Origin of the sequence: Sphingomonas quercus (assembly GCF_018863195.1) — a bacterium.
In the GTDB taxonomy this organism is placed as follows: domain Bacteria; phylum Pseudomonadota; class Alphaproteobacteria; order Sphingomonadales; family Sphingomonadaceae; genus Solisphingomonas; species Solisphingomonas quercus.
The window spans coordinates 398,167-416,204 of the sequence record NZ_JAHKRT010000003.1 but is presented as its reverse complement, the minus strand read 5'-3'; the positions used below and the strand labels follow the sequence as shown (position 1 = coordinate 416,204).

17 protein-coding genes are annotated in these 18,038 nt (G+C 68.5%); 7 read left to right on the top strand and 10 right to left on the bottom strand.

All coding sequences use genetic code 11. The annotated features are described in order from the left end of the window. Both KOF26_RS07755 and KOF26_RS07750 read left to right on the top strand, forming a co-directional pair. Positions 1–531 (top strand): hypothetical protein, encoded by a 531-nt coding sequence (locus tag KOF26_RS07755; RefSeq protein ID WP_216322744.1) that lies wholly within the window; start codon positions 1–3, stop codon positions 529–531. 50 nt (positions 532–581) lie between these two features. Next, positions 582–731, top strand: a complete 150-nt coding sequence (locus tag KOF26_RS07750; RefSeq protein ID WP_216322742.1) for a hypothetical protein — start codon at positions 582–584, stop codon at positions 729–731. Positions 732–1,018: 287 nt separating this feature from the next. Here KOF26_RS07750 and KOF26_RS07745 read toward each other — a convergent pair whose 3' ends face one another. Further along, on the bottom strand, positions 1,019–1,513 hold the full coding sequence (locus KOF26_RS07745; RefSeq protein WP_216322739.1) for a DUF2721 domain-containing protein: 495 nt from the start codon (positions 1,511–1,513) through the stop codon (positions 1,019–1,021). A gap of 169 nt (positions 1,514–1,682) precedes the next feature. Here KOF26_RS07745 and KOF26_RS07740 point away from each other — a divergent pair, with 169 nt between their 5' ends. Further along, positions 1,683–1,961 (top strand): hypothetical protein, encoded by a 279-nt coding sequence (locus tag KOF26_RS07740; protein WP_216322735.1) that lies wholly within the window; start codon positions 1,683–1,685, stop codon positions 1,959–1,961. 752 nt (positions 1,962–2,713) lie between these two features. Here KOF26_RS07740 and KOF26_RS07735 read toward each other — a convergent pair. Beyond that, a complete protein-coding gene (locus KOF26_RS07735) occupies positions 2,714–3,139 on the bottom strand; it encodes an OsmC family protein (protein WP_216322732.1) in 426 nt (141 codons plus the stop codon). 269 nt (positions 3,140–3,408) lie between these two features. Beyond that, complete coding sequence (gene uvrA / locus KOF26_RS07730) at positions 3,409–6,357, bottom strand: excinuclease ABC subunit UvrA (protein ID WP_216322729.1); 2,949 nt, start codon at positions 6,355–6,357, stop codon at positions 3,409–3,411. Between the two features lie 189 nt (positions 6,358–6,546). Between uvrA and KOF26_RS07725 the strand changes: the two genes are divergently transcribed. From KOF26_RS07725 to KOF26_RS07715, 3 genes are all read left to right on the top strand, one after another. Beyond that, positions 6,547–7,266 (top strand): hypothetical protein, encoded by a 720-nt coding sequence (locus tag KOF26_RS07725; RefSeq protein WP_216322726.1) that lies wholly within the window; start codon positions 6,547–6,549, stop codon positions 7,264–7,266. A 76-nt stretch (positions 7,267–7,342) separates the two neighbouring features. Further along, the gene (locus tag KOF26_RS07720) at positions 7,343–8,122 is read left to right on the top strand and encodes a transglutaminase-like domain-containing protein (protein WP_216322723.1); all 780 of its coding nucleotides are present in this window, start codon (positions 7,343–7,345) and stop codon (positions 8,120–8,122) included. Between the two features lie 181 nt (positions 8,123–8,303). Then, positions 8,304–8,648 (top strand): UrcA family protein, encoded by a 345-nt coding sequence (locus tag KOF26_RS07715; RefSeq protein WP_216322720.1) that lies wholly within the window; start codon positions 8,304–8,306, stop codon positions 8,646–8,648. Between the two features lie 45 nt (positions 8,649–8,693). On the opposite strand, the gene KOF26_RS07710 is transcribed toward KOF26_RS07715, so the two are convergent. After that, positions 8,694–9,425: a LytR/AlgR family response regulator transcription factor gene (locus KOF26_RS07710; RefSeq protein ID WP_216322717.1), complete on the bottom strand. Its 732-nt coding sequence runs from the start codon at positions 9,423–9,425 to the stop codon at positions 8,694–8,696. Further along, positions 9,415–10,602, bottom strand: a complete 1,188-nt coding sequence (locus KOF26_RS07705; protein WP_216322714.1) for a sensor histidine kinase — start codon at positions 10,600–10,602, stop codon at positions 9,415–9,417. The genes KOF26_RS07710 and KOF26_RS07705 overlap by 11 nt, the downstream gene beginning before the upstream one ends. 124 nt (positions 10,603–10,726) lie before the next feature. On the opposite strand from KOF26_RS07705, the gene KOF26_RS17080 reads away from it, so the two are divergent. Then, a complete protein-coding gene (locus KOF26_RS17080) occupies positions 10,727–11,062 on the top strand; it encodes a hypothetical protein (RefSeq protein WP_253201226.1) in 336 nt (111 codons plus the stop codon). Positions 11,063–11,215: 153 nt separating this feature from the next. Here the strand turns inward: KOF26_RS17080 and KOF26_RS07695 are convergent, their stop codons facing one another. The 5 genes from KOF26_RS07695 to KOF26_RS07675 form a co-directional block, all read right to left on the bottom strand. Continuing rightward, the gene (locus tag KOF26_RS07695) at positions 11,216–12,328 is read right to left on the bottom strand and encodes a threonine synthase (RefSeq protein ID WP_216322711.1); all 1,113 of its coding nucleotides are present in this window, start codon (positions 12,326–12,328) and stop codon (positions 11,216–11,218) included. A gap of 170 nt (positions 12,329–12,498) precedes the next feature. Continuing rightward, complete coding sequence (locus KOF26_RS07690; protein ID WP_216322708.1) at positions 12,499–13,203, bottom strand: TetR/AcrR family transcriptional regulator; 705 nt, start codon at positions 13,201–13,203, stop codon at positions 12,499–12,501. A gap of 62 nt (positions 13,204–13,265) precedes the next feature. Further along, the gene (locus tag KOF26_RS07685; RefSeq protein ID WP_216322705.1) at positions 13,266–14,147 is read right to left on the bottom strand and encodes an NAD(P)-dependent oxidoreductase; all 882 of its coding nucleotides are present in this window, start codon (positions 14,145–14,147) and stop codon (positions 13,266–13,268) included. A 78-nt stretch (positions 14,148–14,225) separates the two neighbouring features. Further along, the gene (locus tag KOF26_RS07680; RefSeq protein WP_216322702.1) at positions 14,226–16,724 is read right to left on the bottom strand and encodes a glycoside hydrolase family 3 protein; all 2,499 of its coding nucleotides are present in this window, start codon (positions 16,722–16,724) and stop codon (positions 14,226–14,228) included. A 29-nt stretch (positions 16,725–16,753) separates the two neighbouring features. Beyond that, positions 16,754–18,031: a cation:proton antiporter gene (locus tag KOF26_RS07675; protein WP_216322699.1), complete on the bottom strand. Its 1,278-nt coding sequence runs from the start codon at positions 18,029–18,031 to the stop codon at positions 16,754–16,756. Positions 18,032–18,038: the final 7 nt, after the last annotated feature.

Genomic DNA, 18,038 nt, shown 5'->3' with positions numbered 1-18,038 from the left:
GTGACAGGTCGCCTCGCTCTCCTCTTCCTGCCGTTGCTCGTTGCCGGCTGCGTCGCCCCCAAGGCGCCGCCGCCAGTGGTCACGCACGCCGCGCCCAAGCCGCCGCCGCCTGCGCCCGTCGCCCGCCCGGCGCCGCCGCCCGCCGCAGCCGAGGATTGGCGCGACGTCGCGCTGACGCCGGGAACGTGGCGCTACACGCTGGGCAAGGACGGCTCGATCGCCGCCTTCGGTGCCGATCCCGGCGCGCCGCTGTTCGTCATCCAGTGCGCCGTGGCGGGGCGCGAGGTGATCCTTTACCGGCCCGGCGTCACGATGGCGGCTGCCGCGACGCTGACGACCTCGTTCGGCACGCAGCCGGTGGCGACGGGGGCGGTGATGGGCGGCGTCGGCTGGCGAATGGCGGCACGCGATCCGGCGCTGGACCGTATCGCCTTCAGCCGCGGCCGCTTCATGGTCGAGGGGATCGGCCCGCGCCTCGTCCTGCCGGCCTGGGCCGAAGTCGCCCGGGTGATCGAGGATTGCCGGGGATAATTGCGTGCTGGCGAAGCGTTGAAGAAGCGGCAGGAAAAGGAGCCGCCGCCATGATCCGCAAGCTGAAATCCGGCGACTATCGCCTCTATTCGCGCAAGAAGGATGAGAAGACCGGTAAGCGCCGCAATCTCGGCACCTTCGACACCAAGGAAGCCGCCCAGCGTCATGAGCGCGACGTGCAATATTTCAAACGGCATTGAACGCTGCGCGGTGAAGCGGGAGCCGCGGCGCACGCACAAGGCTGCTGATTCTGACAGGGAAAAAAATCAAGTTCAAGTCTTGTTCTATCGGCCCCGGCGACTCACATTGGTGGTGTCGTTAACAATGCGAAAGGAGGTGATCCGATGTCTCATGGTTCAGCCGAGAGGTCGGTTCGGTCCGTTCGGGAGATGGCGCGCTAGTCCGCAGCCCTAATTCTTCCGGGCCGGAACCTCCGGCCGCTGACCATGTAAGAGGGTCGCCGGGGTGAAAGCCCCGGCGGCCTTTTTCATTGGCGGCGGCCGAGCAGCCAGCGATTCGCCGCGCCCTGGCGCTCCAGCTGCTCGGTGCGGATCTCCGTCATGTGGATGGCGAGCCGCACTTCGAACAGGAACAGGATCAGCCCGGCTACGAACAGCAGCATCGACAGCACGAAACACAGCGCCAGCACCGTGCCGAAGCCTGCCCCGGCGACCTGGGCCACGAACAGCGCGGCGACCGTCAGGCCGAGCATCGCCCCCGACGCCGTGCAGCAGATGACCGACCAGTTGGCCATCTTCATCCGCCGGTCGATGACCTTCAATTCCCACACCGCGCGCCCGCGTTCCTCGCCGGCGAGGTTGGAGAATACCTCCTCGATCGCCCGCGCCCGATCGACCGAGCGGACCAGCCGGCCGGCCAGCACATTGAGGAAGCTGCCGATCCCGGCGAGCATGAACAAGGGCGCCACCGCCAGCTGGATGGTGTGGGCGATGTTGGCCGGATCGGGTGCCGCTTGAAGCATGGCCGGACGATACCGCCGGAAAAGGCCCGGTCAACGCCGCACGGTTGCGCAGCCTGCAACCGCCGCGACATTTTTTGCGATTGCGATGCTGCAACGCAAAACAAATACTCGATCCCAGAACAGAACAGACCTGAAAAGCATGCCTCATCATCCTTGAATGGAGATTGCCATGCGCTTCCTGATCGCCGCCATCGCCCTGGTTTCCGCCGGCACCGCCCTCGCGGCTCCCGTGCACACTGTGCGCGACGGTACCCATGTGTTTCACTACACCGCAACCCGCAACGCCGACGGCACGGTGACGCTTTCGGGCGAAGAGGCGTTCAGCCGCACGCCGTTCGCCTTCACCGTCACCGGGGCCCGCGTCAGCGGCACCATGGACGGCCAGCGCGTTGCCTTTGCCGTGCCGCGCCGGACGGCGCAGGCGCTGCAGGAGCAGGTCGGCGACTGATCCCGCATCGCGAGTATCCCCGATATCCCCGTTATCCACAGGCGCGACACCTCATTTTCCGCTTGGCGCGACTCGGCCTCCGGCGTGACCATCTGGATGTGGATGAGACGGATAAGCCTCTGGAAACAGGGATGAAATCCTGATCAGAAGCCGGTTCTCGGCGATGTTGGAGCGCAAGCACCGATCATCGCGGCGAACTGGGCGCCGGAAGAGGCGCCGGGTAGCCGGAATGGCGCAAGCCGGACCAGCACCGGCGCCCCAGGAAGGGCCGCTGACCAGCACGAGGCCGCGAGGCCATGCGCGATGCAGCGACGCCTGAGCAGGCGATGCACGCTCCCGTCCGGGAGCAGCGCTGAGCCTCGCTCGGCGCAGTGGGGGCCGATCCTTCGGGACCGGCCCCCATTTACGTTGGAGATGGTGGGGCTCACCGATGCGCCGTTACTGCGCCGCGCCTCAGCCGCTTTCGCCTCTGCCGCCGCTACTGCCGCCTTTGCGCTGCGAGGCGCTATCACCGCAAACAGCGCGTCCGCAGTTGCCGCGCCCCGCCCTCGCTCTTCAGAGGGTCGCGCATCGACGAGTCCCCGGCAAGCCGGTGCTGCGTCGCAAAAATATCGCCACGCACATTGATTTCAGCCCGCCTTGTTTACCTTTCCTTCGCCCGGCCCTGCCATGGTCGGACTGGGTGACGGGCGCCGGTCGTTCTTCCTTGGCGCGAGCCGGCGCCGCCCGGGTTCAGTATGAGTTGCTTTGCGTCACGACAGGTGGTGGGTCAGGCTGATCTCCGCCTTGAGGAGCTTCGACACCGGACAGCCGGCCTTGGCCTCGGCGGCGATCTCGGCGAAGCGATCGGCGTCGATGCCGGGCACGGAGGCGTTCAGTTCCAGGTCCGAGCGGGTGATGGTGAAGCCGGCGCCGTCCTGCTCCAGCGTCACCTTCGCCCTGGTCTCCAGCGTGCCCTCGGTGAAGCCTTCCTTGGCGAGCGCAAAGGACAGCGCCATGGTGAAGCAGCCGGCATGGGCTGCCGCGATCAGCTCTTCCGGATTGGTGCCGGGCTCGTCGCCGAAGCGCGTGCCGAAGCCGTAGACCGTATCGGACAGCACGCCCGACTGGCTGGAGATATGGCCCTTGCCGTCCTTGCCCATGCCTTCGTAGCGGGCGGTAGCGGTGCGCGTGGTCATGACGATGAGCCTCCTTCTGGTGTGGAAGGGCCAGCCTAGCATGGGCCGGCGACACCGGTGCGACGGAATGTGGCCGCCTGTACGAAGGCGTGACGCGCAACCGGAGATCGCGCTGGCCCCCATCCTTTATCGCAATATCGGCGCGTTGATTGTTTCCCGACACCGTCCGCGATGTCTCCTTGTCGGAGAGTCGCCGGTGTTCCGGGGGATCGGCTGAATGGTCGGGACGCGGAGCCTTCGATCGTCGGCGGATTGGCTCCCGCCAGGTCTTACTCCGCCGCCACCCTCACCGCGCTCTTCACCCCCAGCAGCGGCTTCAGATACCGCCCCGTATAGCTCCGCTTCTCCTTGACCACCTGTTCCGGCGTGCCGGCGGCGACGATCTCGCCGCCCTTGTCGCCGCCTTCCGGTCCGAGGTCGATGATCCAGTCGGCGGTCTTGATGACCTCAAGGTTGTGCTCGATCACCACCACCGAATTGCCCTGCTCGACCAGCGCGTGGAGCACCTCCAGCAATTTCCGGACATCCTCGAAATGAAGGCCGGTGGTCGGCTCGTCCAGGATATAGAGCGTGTTGCCGGTGGCGCGGCGCGACAGCTCCTTGGCGAGCTTGACGCGCTGGGCCTCGCCGCCTGACAGCGTCGTCGCCTGCTGGCCGACCTTGACGTAGCCGAGGCCCACCTCGACCAGCATCAGCATCTTGTCGCGGATGCCGGGCACCGCCTTGAAGAATTCGGCGGCGTCTTCCACCGTCATGTCGAGCACGTCGGCGATCGACTTGCCCTTGAAGGTGACTTCCAAGGTCTCGCGATTGTAGCGTTTGCCGTGGCAGACGTCGCAGGTGACGTAGACGTCGGGCAGGAAGTGCATCTCGATCTTGAGCACGCCGTCGCCCTGGCACGCCTCGCAGCGGCCGCCCTTGACGTTGAAGCTGAACCGGCCGGGCTTGTAGCCGCGCGCCTGCGCCTCCGGCAGACCGGCGAACCAGTCGCGGATCTGGGTGAAAGCCCCGGTATAGGTGGCCGGGTTGGAGCGCGGCGTGCGGCCGATCGGCGACTGATCGATGTCGATCACCTTGTCGAGATGCTGGAGCCCCTCGACCTTCTCATGCCGGCCGGCGATGACGCGCGCGCCGTTGAGCTGGCGCGCGGCGGATGCGAACAGCGTGTCGATGGTGAAGGTCGACTTGCCCGAGCCCGACACGCCGGTGACGCAGGTGAAGGTGCCAAGCGGGATCGAGGCGGTGACGTCCTTGAGGTTGTTGGCGGTGGCGCCGCGCACGGTCAGCTTCTTGCCAGTGCCCTTGCGGCGCTTGGCCGGCACCTCGACGGCGCGGCGGCCGGAGAGATAGTCGCCGGTGAGGCTGGCGGGGTTGGCGAGGATGTCGGCAAGGCTGCCCTCGGCGACGACGGCGCCGCCATGCACGCCCGCGCCCGGCCCCATGTCGACGATATGGTCGGCGGTGCGGATGGCGTCCTCGTCATGCTCGACGACGATCACCGTGTTGCCGAGGTCGCGCAGGCGGCGCAGCGTCTCGAGCAGGCGGTCATTGTCGCGCTGGTGGAGGCCGATCGATGGCTCGTCGAGGACGTAGAGCACGCCCGACAGCCCTGAGCCGATCTGGCTGGCGAGGCGGATGCGCTGGCTCTCGCCGCCGGACAGGGTGCCGGAGGTGCGATCGAGGTTGAGATAATCGAGCCCGACATTGTCGAGGAAGCCCAAGCGCTCGACGATTTCCTTGAGGATGCGCTCGGCGATCTGGCGCTGCTGGTCGGTAAGCTTTTCGGGGAGCGAGCGGAAGAAGGCCAGCGCCGGGCCGACGGCGCGGCGCGTGCTCATCGAGATGTCTTCGCCCGCGATCTTCACCGCCAGCGCTTCGGGCTTGAGGCGCGCCCCGTCGCACACCTCGCAGGGCGCGGAGGACTGGTATTTGGACAGCTCGTCCTTCATCCAGGCACTCTCGGTCTGGAGCATGCGGCGTTCGAGATTGCCGATGACGCCCTCGAACGCCTTCTTCACCTCGTAGGATTTGCGGCCGTCGATGAAGCGCAGCGTGATCGCCGCGCCCTTGGTGCCGTGGAGGATGGCGTTCTGATGCTCGGGGGCGAGATCGCTCCACGGCGTGTCGAGCGAGAAGTCGTAATGGCGGGCGAGGCTGGCCAGCACCTGCATGTAATAAGGCGATGGCGGGTTCGACTTGGCCCAGGGGACGACGGCGCCCTTCTTGAGCGAGAGATGCTCGTTGGGGACGACCAGCTCGGGGTCGAAATAAAGCTTCTCGCCGAGGCCGTCGCACGCCGGGCAGGCGCCCTGCGGCGCGTTGAACGAGAAGAGGCGCGGCTCGATCTCGGGAATGGTGAAGCCGGAGACGGGGCAGGCGAACTTCTCGGAGAAGGTGATGCGGTTGCCCGGCACCGAGCCGACGCCGGCCGCGGCCGAGCCCTTGGCGGCACCCTTCTTGCTGGCGCCCTTGGCCTGGGCCTCGCGGCCGGGGACGGTGGCGTCGACGAGATCGACATAGGCGAGGCCCTCGGCCAGCTTCAGCGCCGTCTCGAAGGACTGGGCGAGCCTTGTTTCCTGGCCCTCGCGCACGACGAGGCGATCGACCACCACCTCGATGTCGTGCTTATACTTTTTGTCGAGGGCGGGAGCGGCCTCGATCTCGTATACCTCGCCGTCGATGCGGACGCGGCTGAAGCCCTGCTTCTGCCACTCGGCCAGCTCCTTGCGATACTCGCCCTTGCGGCCGCGCACGACGGGCGCGAGCAGCAGGAAGCGGGTGCCCTCGGGAAGCTGCATCACCCGGTCGACCATCTGGCTGACGGTCTGCGCCGAGATTGGCTCGCCGGTGACCGGCGAATAGGGGATGCCGACGCGCGCCCAGAGCAGGCGCATATAATCGTAAATCTCCGTCACCGTGGCGACGGTGGAGCGGGGATTGCGCGACGTCGTCTTCTGCTCGATCGAAATGGCCGGCGACAGGCCCTCGATATGATCGACGTCGGGCTTCTGCATCAGCTCCAGGAACTGGCGCGCATAGGCCGACAGCGACTCGACGTAACGGCGCTGACCCTCGGCATAGATGGTGTCGAAGGCGAGGCTGGATTTGCCGGAGCCGGACAGGCCCGTGATGACGATCAGCTTGTCCCTCGGCAGATCGAGGTCGACGCCCTTGAGATTATGCTCGCGCGCGCCGCGGACGGAGATGTGGGTCAGCATGACCGGCTTTGTTTCCTATTTGTTCGGTATGGGCAAGCGGGAATCGAGAAGGGGAGATGGGGTGCGCGTGCCCCCGCGAAAAGCCCCTGTGCCATGAGGGGGCAGGCGATCGGAACGGACTTGGCAAGATGCCGCCATTCCGTTCATATCGGATGGTGCTCACCGCCGGGGGGACGGAGAACACCACCGATGAGCGATCCCGTCGCGGCCGTGCCCGCGTCACCCAAGGCCTATCCCGAGGCGCTGGACTGCGTCCAGAAGACCGAGAAGATGATGCAGGTCGTGCCCGGCCTGGTCGTGCTCGTGCTGGTCGGTTTGCCGGTGCTGTCGGAGCTGGCGCATCTGCGCGTCAGCAGCGCGATCACGATCGGCGTGATCATGCTGATCATCGCCGGCTTCGTCGCCAAGGGCGTGACGCGCTTCATCCTCTCGCCGATCCGTACGACGCGGTACAAGGCGGTGGCGAACCAGCTGGCCGAGGGCGTGCGCGCGATCCCGGCTTCCGTGTCGCAATGGCGCTGCTGGTGGGAAGGCGCGCCCGGCGCGCTGGCGGTGACGCAGGCGGGCGATCTCGTGATCGTCGATCGCTCGACCAATTATGAGGAGCTTTGGCTCCGCCCCTCGCAGCTTGCCCATATCAGCGTCGAGCGCGAGGCGGTGCAGATCACCAACACCAAACATGGCGGCCGCTTCACGCTGGGCGGGGCATCGCGCGGCGGGCTGTTCGGCGGCTATACCTTCGGCGGCAAATCCCGCTCCGTCACGCATATGCAGGAAACCGCCTTCCTCGAAATCCGCTATCAGCTGGAGCGCAACGGCATGACCTATACCAGCGTCATTCCGTTCGGCGCCGACCGGCGCGGCGCCGACGCGCTGTGTGCCACGCTGGTGCGGCTGGAACAGGGCTGAGCGGCACGGTACGGCCGATAGCGTCACGAAGCGGGTTCGCGCGTTCCGACACAGGATGCTGGAAGGAGGGCAGGCCATGCGGCTGAACATTCGTGCCGAGCTGGACTATTATTTCGCCGAGGCCGCAGACGTGCTGCTGGCGCTGGAGGTGGCGCCGATGGCGGACCAGCGCATCGTCGAGGATCTGCTGGTGGTAGACGGCGCCAACGGGCCGCTGCTGCCGGTACCGGGCGAGGAGAGCATCGGCCGGCGCACCTGGCTCGAAGCGGAAGGGCGTTTCCTGGCGACCTATACCGCCACGGTCGAGGTGGAGCGGGCGACCGACCCGATCGCCGGCCTGCCCGCGGCGTCGCGGCGGGCGCTGCCGGCGCTGGTCGTGCCCTATCTGTGGCCGAGCCGCTATTGCGAGGCGGACCGCTTTGCGGCTTTCGTCGCCCGGGAATTCCCCGGGCTGGAGGGCGGCGATCTGGTGCTGGCGATGGCGGCGTGGATCGGCGAGCATGTCGATTACCGCCCCGGCACCAGCGACGGCACGACCACCGCCGCCGACACCTTCATCAGCCGGCAGGGCGTGTGCCGCGATTTCGCCCATCTGCTGACCGCCTTCGCGCGGGCGGGCGGCCTGCCGGCGCGGGCGGTGTCGGCCTATGGGCTGGGCGTCGATCCGCCGGATTTCCATGCGGTGGTGGAGGTGTGGCTGGCCGATGGCTGGCGGCTGGTCGACGCCACCGGCCAGTCGCAGGCGGACGGGCTGGGGCGCATCTGCGTCGGGCGGGACGCCACCGACATCAGCTTCATGACCATCTTCGGACAGGCGCAGCTCAACCAGCAGACGGTGACGGTGACGCGCGGCTGAAGGCGTTCGTCGCTACGGGTGGATGGTTCGTCGGCGCGCCATGCCGTCGGGCGACGCCAGCCGCTGCCCGGTCGACGCGCGCAGGCGCGGCGGCTGCTCCCGGCCTATGCGGGAATTGCGGGCGGCCAGCCGTTCGGGCCTGCCGCCGCAACCGCCCATATTTCAGGGAAGGAGCAAGCCGATGCGTGTCACGACCCTTATCCTCGCCATCTCGACGACAGTCACCGCCTTCGTCGGCCAGGCCGATGCCGCCCCGCGCCAGAGCAGTCCGGTCGCGGTCAGCTATCATGATCTCAACCTCGCCACCGACGCCGGCCGCGCCGCGCTCGATCGGCGCATCAGGCGCGCGGCGGACCGCAGCTGCGGCTGGTCCGGCGCGGGCATCGCCGTTCGGGCGATGGACAGGAAGTGCCGGATCGCGGCCATCGCCGGGGCGCAGGCGCCGATGGAGCTGGCGGTTATCGCCGCGGAACGGCGGCAGCAGGTGGCGGCGGTCGCTTTCACCGGCGCACGTCGCAGCCGGTGAGGAAACCACCTTCAGACCCTCTCCCAAGGGGGAGAGGGTCTTTTTCTAGCGCCCTGCCAGCTGCTTGACGTTGGGCAGGTAGGTGCGGCCGATGCGCAGCATGGTGCCATCGGCGAGCGCCATCGACCATGTGCCGAGGCCGTCGTGGAGCAGCCTGGCGACGAGATCCCGGCGGACGATCGCCGAGCGATGGACGCGGATGAAGCGCGCCGGATCGAGCCGGCGTTCCAGCTCGCTGATGGTCTCATGAAGGAGGAAGGAGCGCGCGCCGACGTGCAGGCGCATATAATCGCGCTCCGCCTCGATCCGGTCGATATCGGCGGCGGCGATGCGCACCATCTCGGCGCGCCACGGCACCCAGAATTCCTGAGCGTAATCGGAGGCCGCCCGTTCCGGCGGATCGGCCAGCCTCGCGGTGACGCGATCGACCGCGCGCGCCAGGCGATCGGCCGCCACCGGCTTCAGCAGGTAATCGACCGCTGCGACATCGAAGGCGGACACCGCGAACTGATCGAAGGCGGTGACAAAGATCACCGCCGGCGGCCGCGCCGCCCCTTCAAGGGCGCGGGCGACGTCGAGCCCATCCAGCCCCGGCATCGCGATGTCGAGCAACAGCAGATCGGGCGCCAGTGAGCGAGCGAGGCGCAGCGCCGAATCGCCGTCGCTCGCCGTGCCGACAAGATCGATCGCGGGCAGGCGCGCGCAGAGGATCTGCATGCGCTCGATCGCCAGCGGCTCGTCATCGACGACGAGGGTGCGCAGGCGCTCAGCAGCCATGGTGCACCAGCGGCAGTTCGATGGTCACCGCAAAGCCTTCCACCGGCAACGGCCCCCAGTGGATGCCGGCATCGTCACCGAAGCGGGCGGCGAGGCGGGCGCGCACGTTCCTGAGCCCGGTGCCGGTGCTTTCGACGGCGTGATCGAAAGGCGCCGCGATGGTGTCGGCATTGCCGGTGGCGGGGCCGTCGTCGCTGACGGTGATGGTGAGCCTGCCGGGCAGCACCGAGGTGGCGCGGATCGACAGCGTGACTGGCCGCGTCGCGCGGCTGACGCCATGCTTGATGGCGTTTTCGACCACCGGCTGGAGCAGCAGGCCGGGGATGCAGGCGTCGGCCAGGGCCGGGGGCACGTCGATGGCGATGCGCAGGCGGTCGGGGAAACGCACCGCTTCGATATCGAGATAGAGACGCTGGAGGCGGATTTCCTCGTCAAGGGCGAGATCGTCGGCGGCGTCGGCGGTCAGCGAGGTGCGGAAGAAGGTGGAGAGGTTGAGGATCATGCGCTCGGCCTCTTCCGGGCGATTGCGCATCACCAGGGTCGACAGCGAGTTCAGAGTGTTGAACAGGAAGTGCGGGTTCACCTGATAGCGCAGCGCGCGCAGCTCGGCGTCGCGCGCGGCCGCGCGGAACGCCGCGGCCCGCCGCTCGGCAAGGCGGACATCCTGGGCATAGCCGAGCGCGATGTGCAGCGCGGCCCAGGCGGCAAAGAAGAAATACCAGGTCACCGCGCCATCGGCGATGACGACGTGCGGCTGCATCATCATCTCCGCTTCCTCGCCCCAGCGGGACTGGCCATTGGAGGCGGCGCCGTCCTTCTGCCGCGTGGCCGCGGCCGGCTTCATCGGGTCGAGCGCGTAGAAGGCCGCCCAGTTGAACGTCGCGAACAGGGTGGCGAACGGGACGGTGAGCAGCGCGGCCGCCGCCACCTTGCGCGGCAGGGACTGGCCGGCGAACGGGCGTAGCGCCGCATAGAGGCCGAAGGTGAGCACCGTGCCGACCAGCGCGACGACGAGGCGGCGCCCGACCATGTCGAACTGGCCCTCGAAACCCATCACCGCCGCGCGCAGCGTGACGATGGCGAAATAGAACAGCCAGAAGCCGATGATCGAGATGGTTGCCGTGCGCAGGTCGATCGGCCGGGCCGGCACGGCTGCCGCTGGCAGGGGAGGAGCCATTGCGCTGCCTAGCATGGATGCGCCGGGCAGGCCCGGAGGTTCGTCGCTCGGAATGGCGGTTTCGTCGAAAGGAACGCGGCCGCTCACCGATCGTTTTTTTGCGAGGCGGAAGAGGATCAGTACAATGGACATTCACGAGGACGGACCGGTGGCCGACAGCGCGCTCGACAGGCTGAGCGTGGCGCCGCCGCCGGAGGGCGAAGGGTCGGCCGAGCAAGGCAGCGACGACGCCCGGCCAGCGCCGCCGAAGATCCGCACCGGCCACGATGCCAGCGACATCGCCAAGCTGCGCCGCGACCCGTCGAGCGAGGACGGCAAGCTGGACGTGGCGCTGGACGAGACGTTTCCGACATCGGACCCGCCATCCATCACCCAGCCCAACCGCAACGAGCCGGCGCCCTCCTCGGGCTATGACGAGGAAGCCGAAGGCGAACGCGAGCGGATGAAGGCGGGGGAATAAACCGGATTTCGCCACCTCTCACGCGTGACGAGGACGCCCCCTGGCGGTATCGGTCGGGGGGCGGGTGAAGCGAGGCGATCGGGTGGCTCCCGGTAGGTCGCATTCCGGCGCGCGGAGGTCTCGCGCGCCACCACCACGGGGCAGTTCGGCACGCTATTCCAGCAGCGCCATCGCCGTCGGCATCGCCTTGAGGCCGGTGCCGGTAAGCAGCGCGACCACCGTCTCGCCCGGCGCGATGGCGCCCGTCGCGAGCAACTCATCCAGCGCCGCGACTGCCAGCGCCGCGGTCGGCTCCACGAACAGCCCGGTGCGGGCAAGGTCGAGCATCGCGGCGCCGATCGCCGCATCGGCGATCATCACCCCGGCGCCTCCCGAGCGGCGGACCGCCGCGACGATCTCCGTCGGGCGCACCGGCTGGCGGATCGAGGCGCCCTCCGCGATGGTGGTGGCGAAGGGCGGCGCCGGCGTGCCGGCGATGGCGGCGGCGAGCGGCGCGCAATTGGCCGGCTGAGCGGCGTAGAGGCGGGGCAGCCGGTCGATCTGGCCGGCGGCACGCAACTCGCCGAAACCGATGTCGCAGCCGAGCACGTTGCTGCCGGCGCCGCACGGGATGATCACCGCGTCCGGCGCGCGGAAGCCGAGATCCTCCCATAGCTCGTAGGCGGTGAGCTTGGTGCCCTGGAGGAAGAAGGGCTGCCAATTGTGGCTCGCGTAGAAGCGATCGGTCGACTGGCGGATCGCCTCAGCTTCACAATGCTGGCGCGGGCCGGCGACCGTCCGCACATCGGCACCGTAAAGCCGGATCTGGGCGAGTTTGGCCGGCGAGGCGGCCTCGGGGGCGAGGATGCGGACGTCGAGCCCGCCCGCCGCCCCGTATGCGGCGATCGCGGCGCCGGCATTGCCGGAACTGTCGGCGACGAGCGCGGCGACGCCTTGCTCGCGCAGCACCGACAGCATGATCGCCGCGCCCTTGTCCTTGAAGCTGCCGGTAGGACCGAACCAGTCGAGTTTAAGGAGGACATCGCGGCCGCCACGGCGGTGGGCGACGAGCGGGGTGCGCCCCTCGCCGAGCGTGATCGGGACGGCCACCGCAAGCGGCAGCGCGGCGCGATAGCGCCACAGGCCCGGCGCGGCGGCATCGATGTCGTCGCGGCCGATCCCGGGCAGCGGCGTGATCATCAGCGGGCCGCCGGCATCGCCGCGCCAGCGGGGCAGGTCGATGGGATAGGCGGCGCCGGTGGCGGGCTCGACAAGGCGGGGTGGCAAAGGGTGATCCTGTCAGCTGCGTTGGTCGAGGAGATTATCGCTCCGGTCATCCGCGTCGTCACCCTGAACAGGGTTCAGGGGCCGCTCCGCCGCGAAGTTTCGGGTTCGTGGACGTAGGGATGCTGAAACACGTTCGGCATGACCAGCAAAGACCATGTTTCGGCCCCGGGCTAGTCCTGCGGCGGCTCGAGCGCGCGGAGCTTCTCGCGGGTGATGGTGCTGGCGAGGTGAACCATCGCCTCCACCGCCATCGCCTTGACCCAGTGCATCTGCCGCTCCCACGGCTTGTTCTCGCCAGCGAAGAGGGCGGTGCCCTCGATCGAGGCGGAGATGTACATCGCCACCGCCCGGCTCTCCTCCGCGTCGAGCGCGGGGTTGATGGCGCGGATCGTCTCGCCCATGCGGGTATGGGCGTGGCGATAGAAGCCGAGCACGCGCTCCTCGATCACCGGGTTGCGGTTGGCGAGCGCCCATAGCTCGGGGAACAGGCGGGTGGCGCGGCGCGAGCGGATGTCGTCGAGATTGAGGTGGAGGAGCGCCACCAGCCGCTCCTCCGGCGGCATGTCCAGCCGGTGGACGAGATCGTCGAACATGTCGCGATAGCCGTTGAGCAGCGCGTCGATCATCTCGACGACGAGCATCTCCTTGGTCGCGAAATGATAGCTGAGATTGCCCACCGTCAGCCCGCATTCGGCGGCGATGCGGCGGAGCGTGAAACTGTCCCAGCCTTCATTTTCGAGCACGCTGACGGCAGCGCGCAGGATGTGCTCGATCGTCTCCATGCTGCAGGCATAGCCCTGCGGCCGGGCACGAATGACGAAGGCAGGAATCTCGTTCAAACCGCCGCTCACCCCCTGATTCAGCGCGTATTCCATACACGCGAACAGGGGACCGGCGATAGGTCGGTTCTGAATTAAAACGTTTCAGAAATGCCGGATCACCGATCGAGGCGGCGGATCAGCGACGAGGTGTCCTGACGGCCGCCGCCCATGCGCTGGACCTCGGCGTAGAATTGATCGACCAGCGCCGTGCCGGGCAGCGACAGGCCCTGGCGATGGGCCTCGGCCAGCACAAGGCCCAGATCCTTGCGCATCCAGTCCACCGCGAAGCCGAAGTCGAACTCCTTGCGGGCCATGGTCGAGCCGCGATTCTCCATCTGCCAGCTCTGCGCGGCACCCTTGGAGATGACGTCGAGCACGGCGTCGACATCGAGACCGGCCTGCCCGGCGAAATGCACCGCTTCCGACAGTCCGAGGAGCACGCCGGCGATGCAGATCTGGTTGACCATCTTGGTGAGCTGGCCATTGCCGGCCGGCCCGAGGTGGCGGATGCGCTGGGCATAGGCGGCCATCGCCGGCTCACCCTTCGCGAAGGCATCGGCGTCGCCGCCGACCATGATCGTCAGCGCGCCGCGCTCGGCGCCGGCCTGGCCGCCGGAGACCGGCGCGTCGAGGGCGAGCAGGCCGCGGGCGGCGGCCTCGGTGGCAAGCTCGCGGGCGATCTCGGCGGAAACGGTGGTGTGGTCGATGAACAGCGCGCCGGGCTTCATCGCGGCGAAGGCGCCTGCCTCGCCCAGCGTCACCTCGCGCAGGTCATGGTCCGCGCCGACGATGGTGATGACGATGTCCGCGCCCTCGGCGGCGGCGGCGGGGGTGAGTGCGGCCTTGCCCTTGTGCTGCGCCAGCCACGCCTCGGCCTTGGCGGGGGTGCGGTTGTAGACGGTGACGTCGTGGCCGGCGGCGGCAAGATGGCCGGCCATGGGAAAGCCCATGACGCCAAGGCCGATGAAACCGATGCGAAGACCCGTGGTGTCGCCCATGCGCCGTGCCCTTCCCGACTATCCCGTATGCACCGCCTTTGCGGGACCGGGGCCGCGGACGTCAAGCCGGCGCCACGCCTATCTGTCCGTCTCGTCGCCGCAGCGGACCATCGGCACCGATGCGTAATCGAGGCGGATGGCGGAGATGGACAGGGTGAGTGCGCCTTGCGCGGCGAGCGCGATCGGGCCGGTGATGCGGCTGACGTCGAGGCCTCGGCGACGGAAGCATTGCAGCGGCACGGCGAGCGTCTGCCAGCTGCCGACAGCGGTGCCCAGCGTGCGGGTGACGGGCAGCGCGATCGTCTTGCCGCCGCCGGCCATCGACAGGGTGACCGGGCCCGTCGGCGCGCGATCGAGGCGGTAATCGACGACGAGGCTGATCTCCCCATTGGTCTCGCGGCCGAGGTCGATCGGCGCGGACGGGCGAATGAGGAAGCGGGCCGGCCCCGTCCAGGCGAGGCGGCGCGAATCCTCCTGCCCGGCGCGGTCGACGCCGGTGACGGCGAGGTTGGCGCTGCGGCCGGTGACGGCGGGGAGGGCGACATCGTCGGCCGAAGCCGTCCAGCCGTCCGGCAGGCGGCCGCGATGCCAGATCAGGCTGACGGCGCCGGCCGCCATGCCCTTGGGCCGCGCCTCGTCGAGCTGGGGGACATGGGCCGGCGCGGCGTAGCCGAGGCCGTAGCCGATCGGGAACAGCGGGTCGTATCCGGGATCGCGGCGATTGAGGACATATTGATCGGGGCGCTTTGGCCAGGAGAAGCTCAGCCTGCCCCGGAAATCATAGGCGATGCCGCCATCGGCCTTGCGGAACAGCATGTCGGCGACGCCCCCGCCCTCGCTGCCCGGCAGGAAGGCGGCGACGAAGGCGTCCGAGGCATTGAGCTCCGCATTCACCCAGAGCGGGCGACCGGAGAGAAACACCGCGACCACCGGCACGCCGGCCGCCTTGAGCTTGCGCAGCAGCGCGAGGTCGGCCTTGTCCTCGGGGCTATATTCGAGATTGGGGCGGTCGCCGCGAAATTCGGCATAGGGCTGTTCCCCGAACACGACGATCGCCGCATCGGGCTTGGTCGCGTAGCTGCCATCGGGTGCGTAGGTGGCGGTGCCGCCGGCGGCCGTCACCGCCTGCCGGATGCCAGACCAGATCGTCTCGCCATTGGGGAAGGCGGAATTGGCGACGCCGGCCCCCTGCCAGGTGATCGACCAGCCGCCCGCCGCCTGGGCGATGCTGTCGGCGGCGGCACCGGCGACGAGGATGTTGCCGCCCGGCTTCAGCGGCAGCAGGCCATTCTCGTTCTTGAGCAGGACCATGGATTCGCGGACGGCGCGGCGGGCGAGCGCGCGATGCTCGGCCGAGCCGATCAGCTCGAAATGGCCGGCAACGGCGCGCGACGAGGGACGGCCGCGCTCGAACGTGCCGGCGCGCAGCTTGACGCGCAGGATGCGGCGCACGGCGTCGTCGAGCCGGGAGGCGGGGATAATGCCGGCCTTCGCCTCGCGCAGGCTGTTGTCGTAGAGCTGCTTCCAGCCAGGGCCGGAATACATGAACATGTCGAGCCCGGCATTGATCGCCGCGGGGCAATCCTCGTTGGAGCAGCCCTCGACCTGGCCGTGGCTGTTCCAGTCGCCGACGACGAAGCCGTCGAAATGCATGCGCTCCTTCAGCACGCCGGTGAGCAGGCTCTGGTTGCCGCTCATCTTCGCCCCGTTCCAGCTGGAGAAGCTGGCCATCACCGATTGGGTGCCGGCGGCGATCGCCTCCGGGTAGCCGCCGAGATGGACGTCGCGCAGCACCTCCTCGGACACGCGCGCATCGCCCTGGTCGACGCCGCCGGTGCCGCCATCGCCAAGGAAATGCTTGGTGGTGGCGATGACATGGCGGGGCGACAGGAAATCGGGCGTGCCGACCTTGCCCTGCACGCCCTCGATCATCGCCGCGGCATAGGATTTCGGGATGGCGGGCTCTTCGGAATAGCTTTCATAGGTGCGGCCCCAGCGGTCGTCCTGGACGACGGCGAGGGTGGGGGCGAAGGTCCAGTCGAGCCCGGCCGCGGCGGTTTCCAGCGCCGTCACCTCGCCGATGCGGCGGATGAGGTCGGGATCGCGGGCGGCGCCAAGCCCGATATTATGCGGGAAAAGCGTGGCGCCGACGATGTTGTTGTTGCCGTGGACGGAATCCGTGCCCCAGATGATCGGCACCACCGGACGCCCGTCCGAGCGCTTGACCGAAGCGTCATAATATTCGTCGGCGAGCTGGAGCCATTTCGCGGGCGGCGCATAATCGTCGCCATAGGGCCCCGAATTGCCGCCGGTCAGCACCGAGCCGAGCTTGTAGGTGAGGATGTCGGCGGGGGTGATGCTGCCGATATCGACCTGGATGAGCTGGCCGACCTTGTCCTCGATGGTCATGGCGGCGAGGATCCGGTCGATGCGCGCCTCGATCGCCGGGTCGCGTTGCGGCTCGGCCTTGACCTCCGGCCATTTTTCCGGATGGGCGACGGGCGACAGCGGTGCGGGGCCGGCCCCCGCCAGCATGAGGGCGAGCGCCGCGAGCGGCAGGGCGAAAACGGTGTTCATCGCAAGGTCCGTTGCTTGAGGCGCGCAGGTCAGGCGTCGACGCGGGTGCGATCGGCCAGATGCGCGCGGGGAAGGAGGAGGCGGAGCAGGGGGCCGGTCATCAGCGTCGTGACCACGGCCATCACCACCAGCATGGTGAACATCGTCGGCGGCAGGAAGCCGAGCTCGCGGCCGATATTGAGCACGATCAGCTCCATCAGCGCGCGGGTGTTCATCAGGGCGCCGAGCGTCAGCGCCGGGCGCGGCGCATAGCCGGAGGCGCGCGCGGCAAGATAGACGGGCAGGATCTTGCCGCCGATCGCGGCGACGACAACGACGAACAGCCAGCCGATGTCGGCGACGGTAAGGCCGAGCAGATTGGTGCGCAGGCCGGTGAACGTGAAGAAGATCGGCAGGAAGAAGACCAGCACGAAGCCGCCCACCTGCCGCTGCCATGCCTCGGCCAGCGCGCGGTGGCGGTGGAACAGCAGGCCCGCCGCGAAGCCGCCGAAAATGGCGAAGATGCCGAGGCGGAAGGTGCAGATCGCCAGCACGAAGGCGAGGCAGAGCAGCACCGCCAGCAGGTTGGGCGGGATTGTGCCGTCGCGCACCGGCATGCGCGCCACCAGCCGATCGGCGAGCGGCATCAGTGGCCAGCGCAGCAGCAGCATGAACAGCGCCAGCGCGCCGAGCGACAGAGCGGCATGGGCGCCGGTGAGCGTCGCCGTCGCATAGGCGGAGATCAGGGCGAGCAGCACCCAGCCGACGACGTCGTTGATCGCGGCGGCGGAGATGGCGACGACGCCCAGCTCGTCACCGGCAAGGCGATATTCGACGAGGATGCGGCCGAGCACCGGCACCGCCGTGATCGCCAGCGCGATCCCGCAGAACAGGCTGTAGATCAGCCGGTCCATGCCCGGCGCGAGGCTGGCGGCGGACACGATGCCGATGCCGAAGCCGAGCGCGAACGGCACCGCGATCGAGGGGATGGCGACGAACAAGGTCGCGCGGCGCAGGCGAGCGCTGCCGAGCTGGCCGAACTCGAAGCCGCAGCCGATCTGAAACATCAGCAGGACGAGGCCGATCTGGCTCAGCACCGTTACCGCCGGCTGCGGCGTGGCGCCGAACAGCGCCACCGAAGCCTGCGGAAACAGATAGCCGAACAGCGACGGGCCGAGCGTGAGGCCGGCGACGATCTCACCCACCGCCCCCGGCTGGCCCATGCGGCGGAACAGCGAATTGCCAATCCGCGCCGCGCCGATCATCACGATGAGCTGCAGCAGCACCGATGCGAGCAGCAGCTCCGTCTGATGGACCGACCCGGCCATCCCGGGC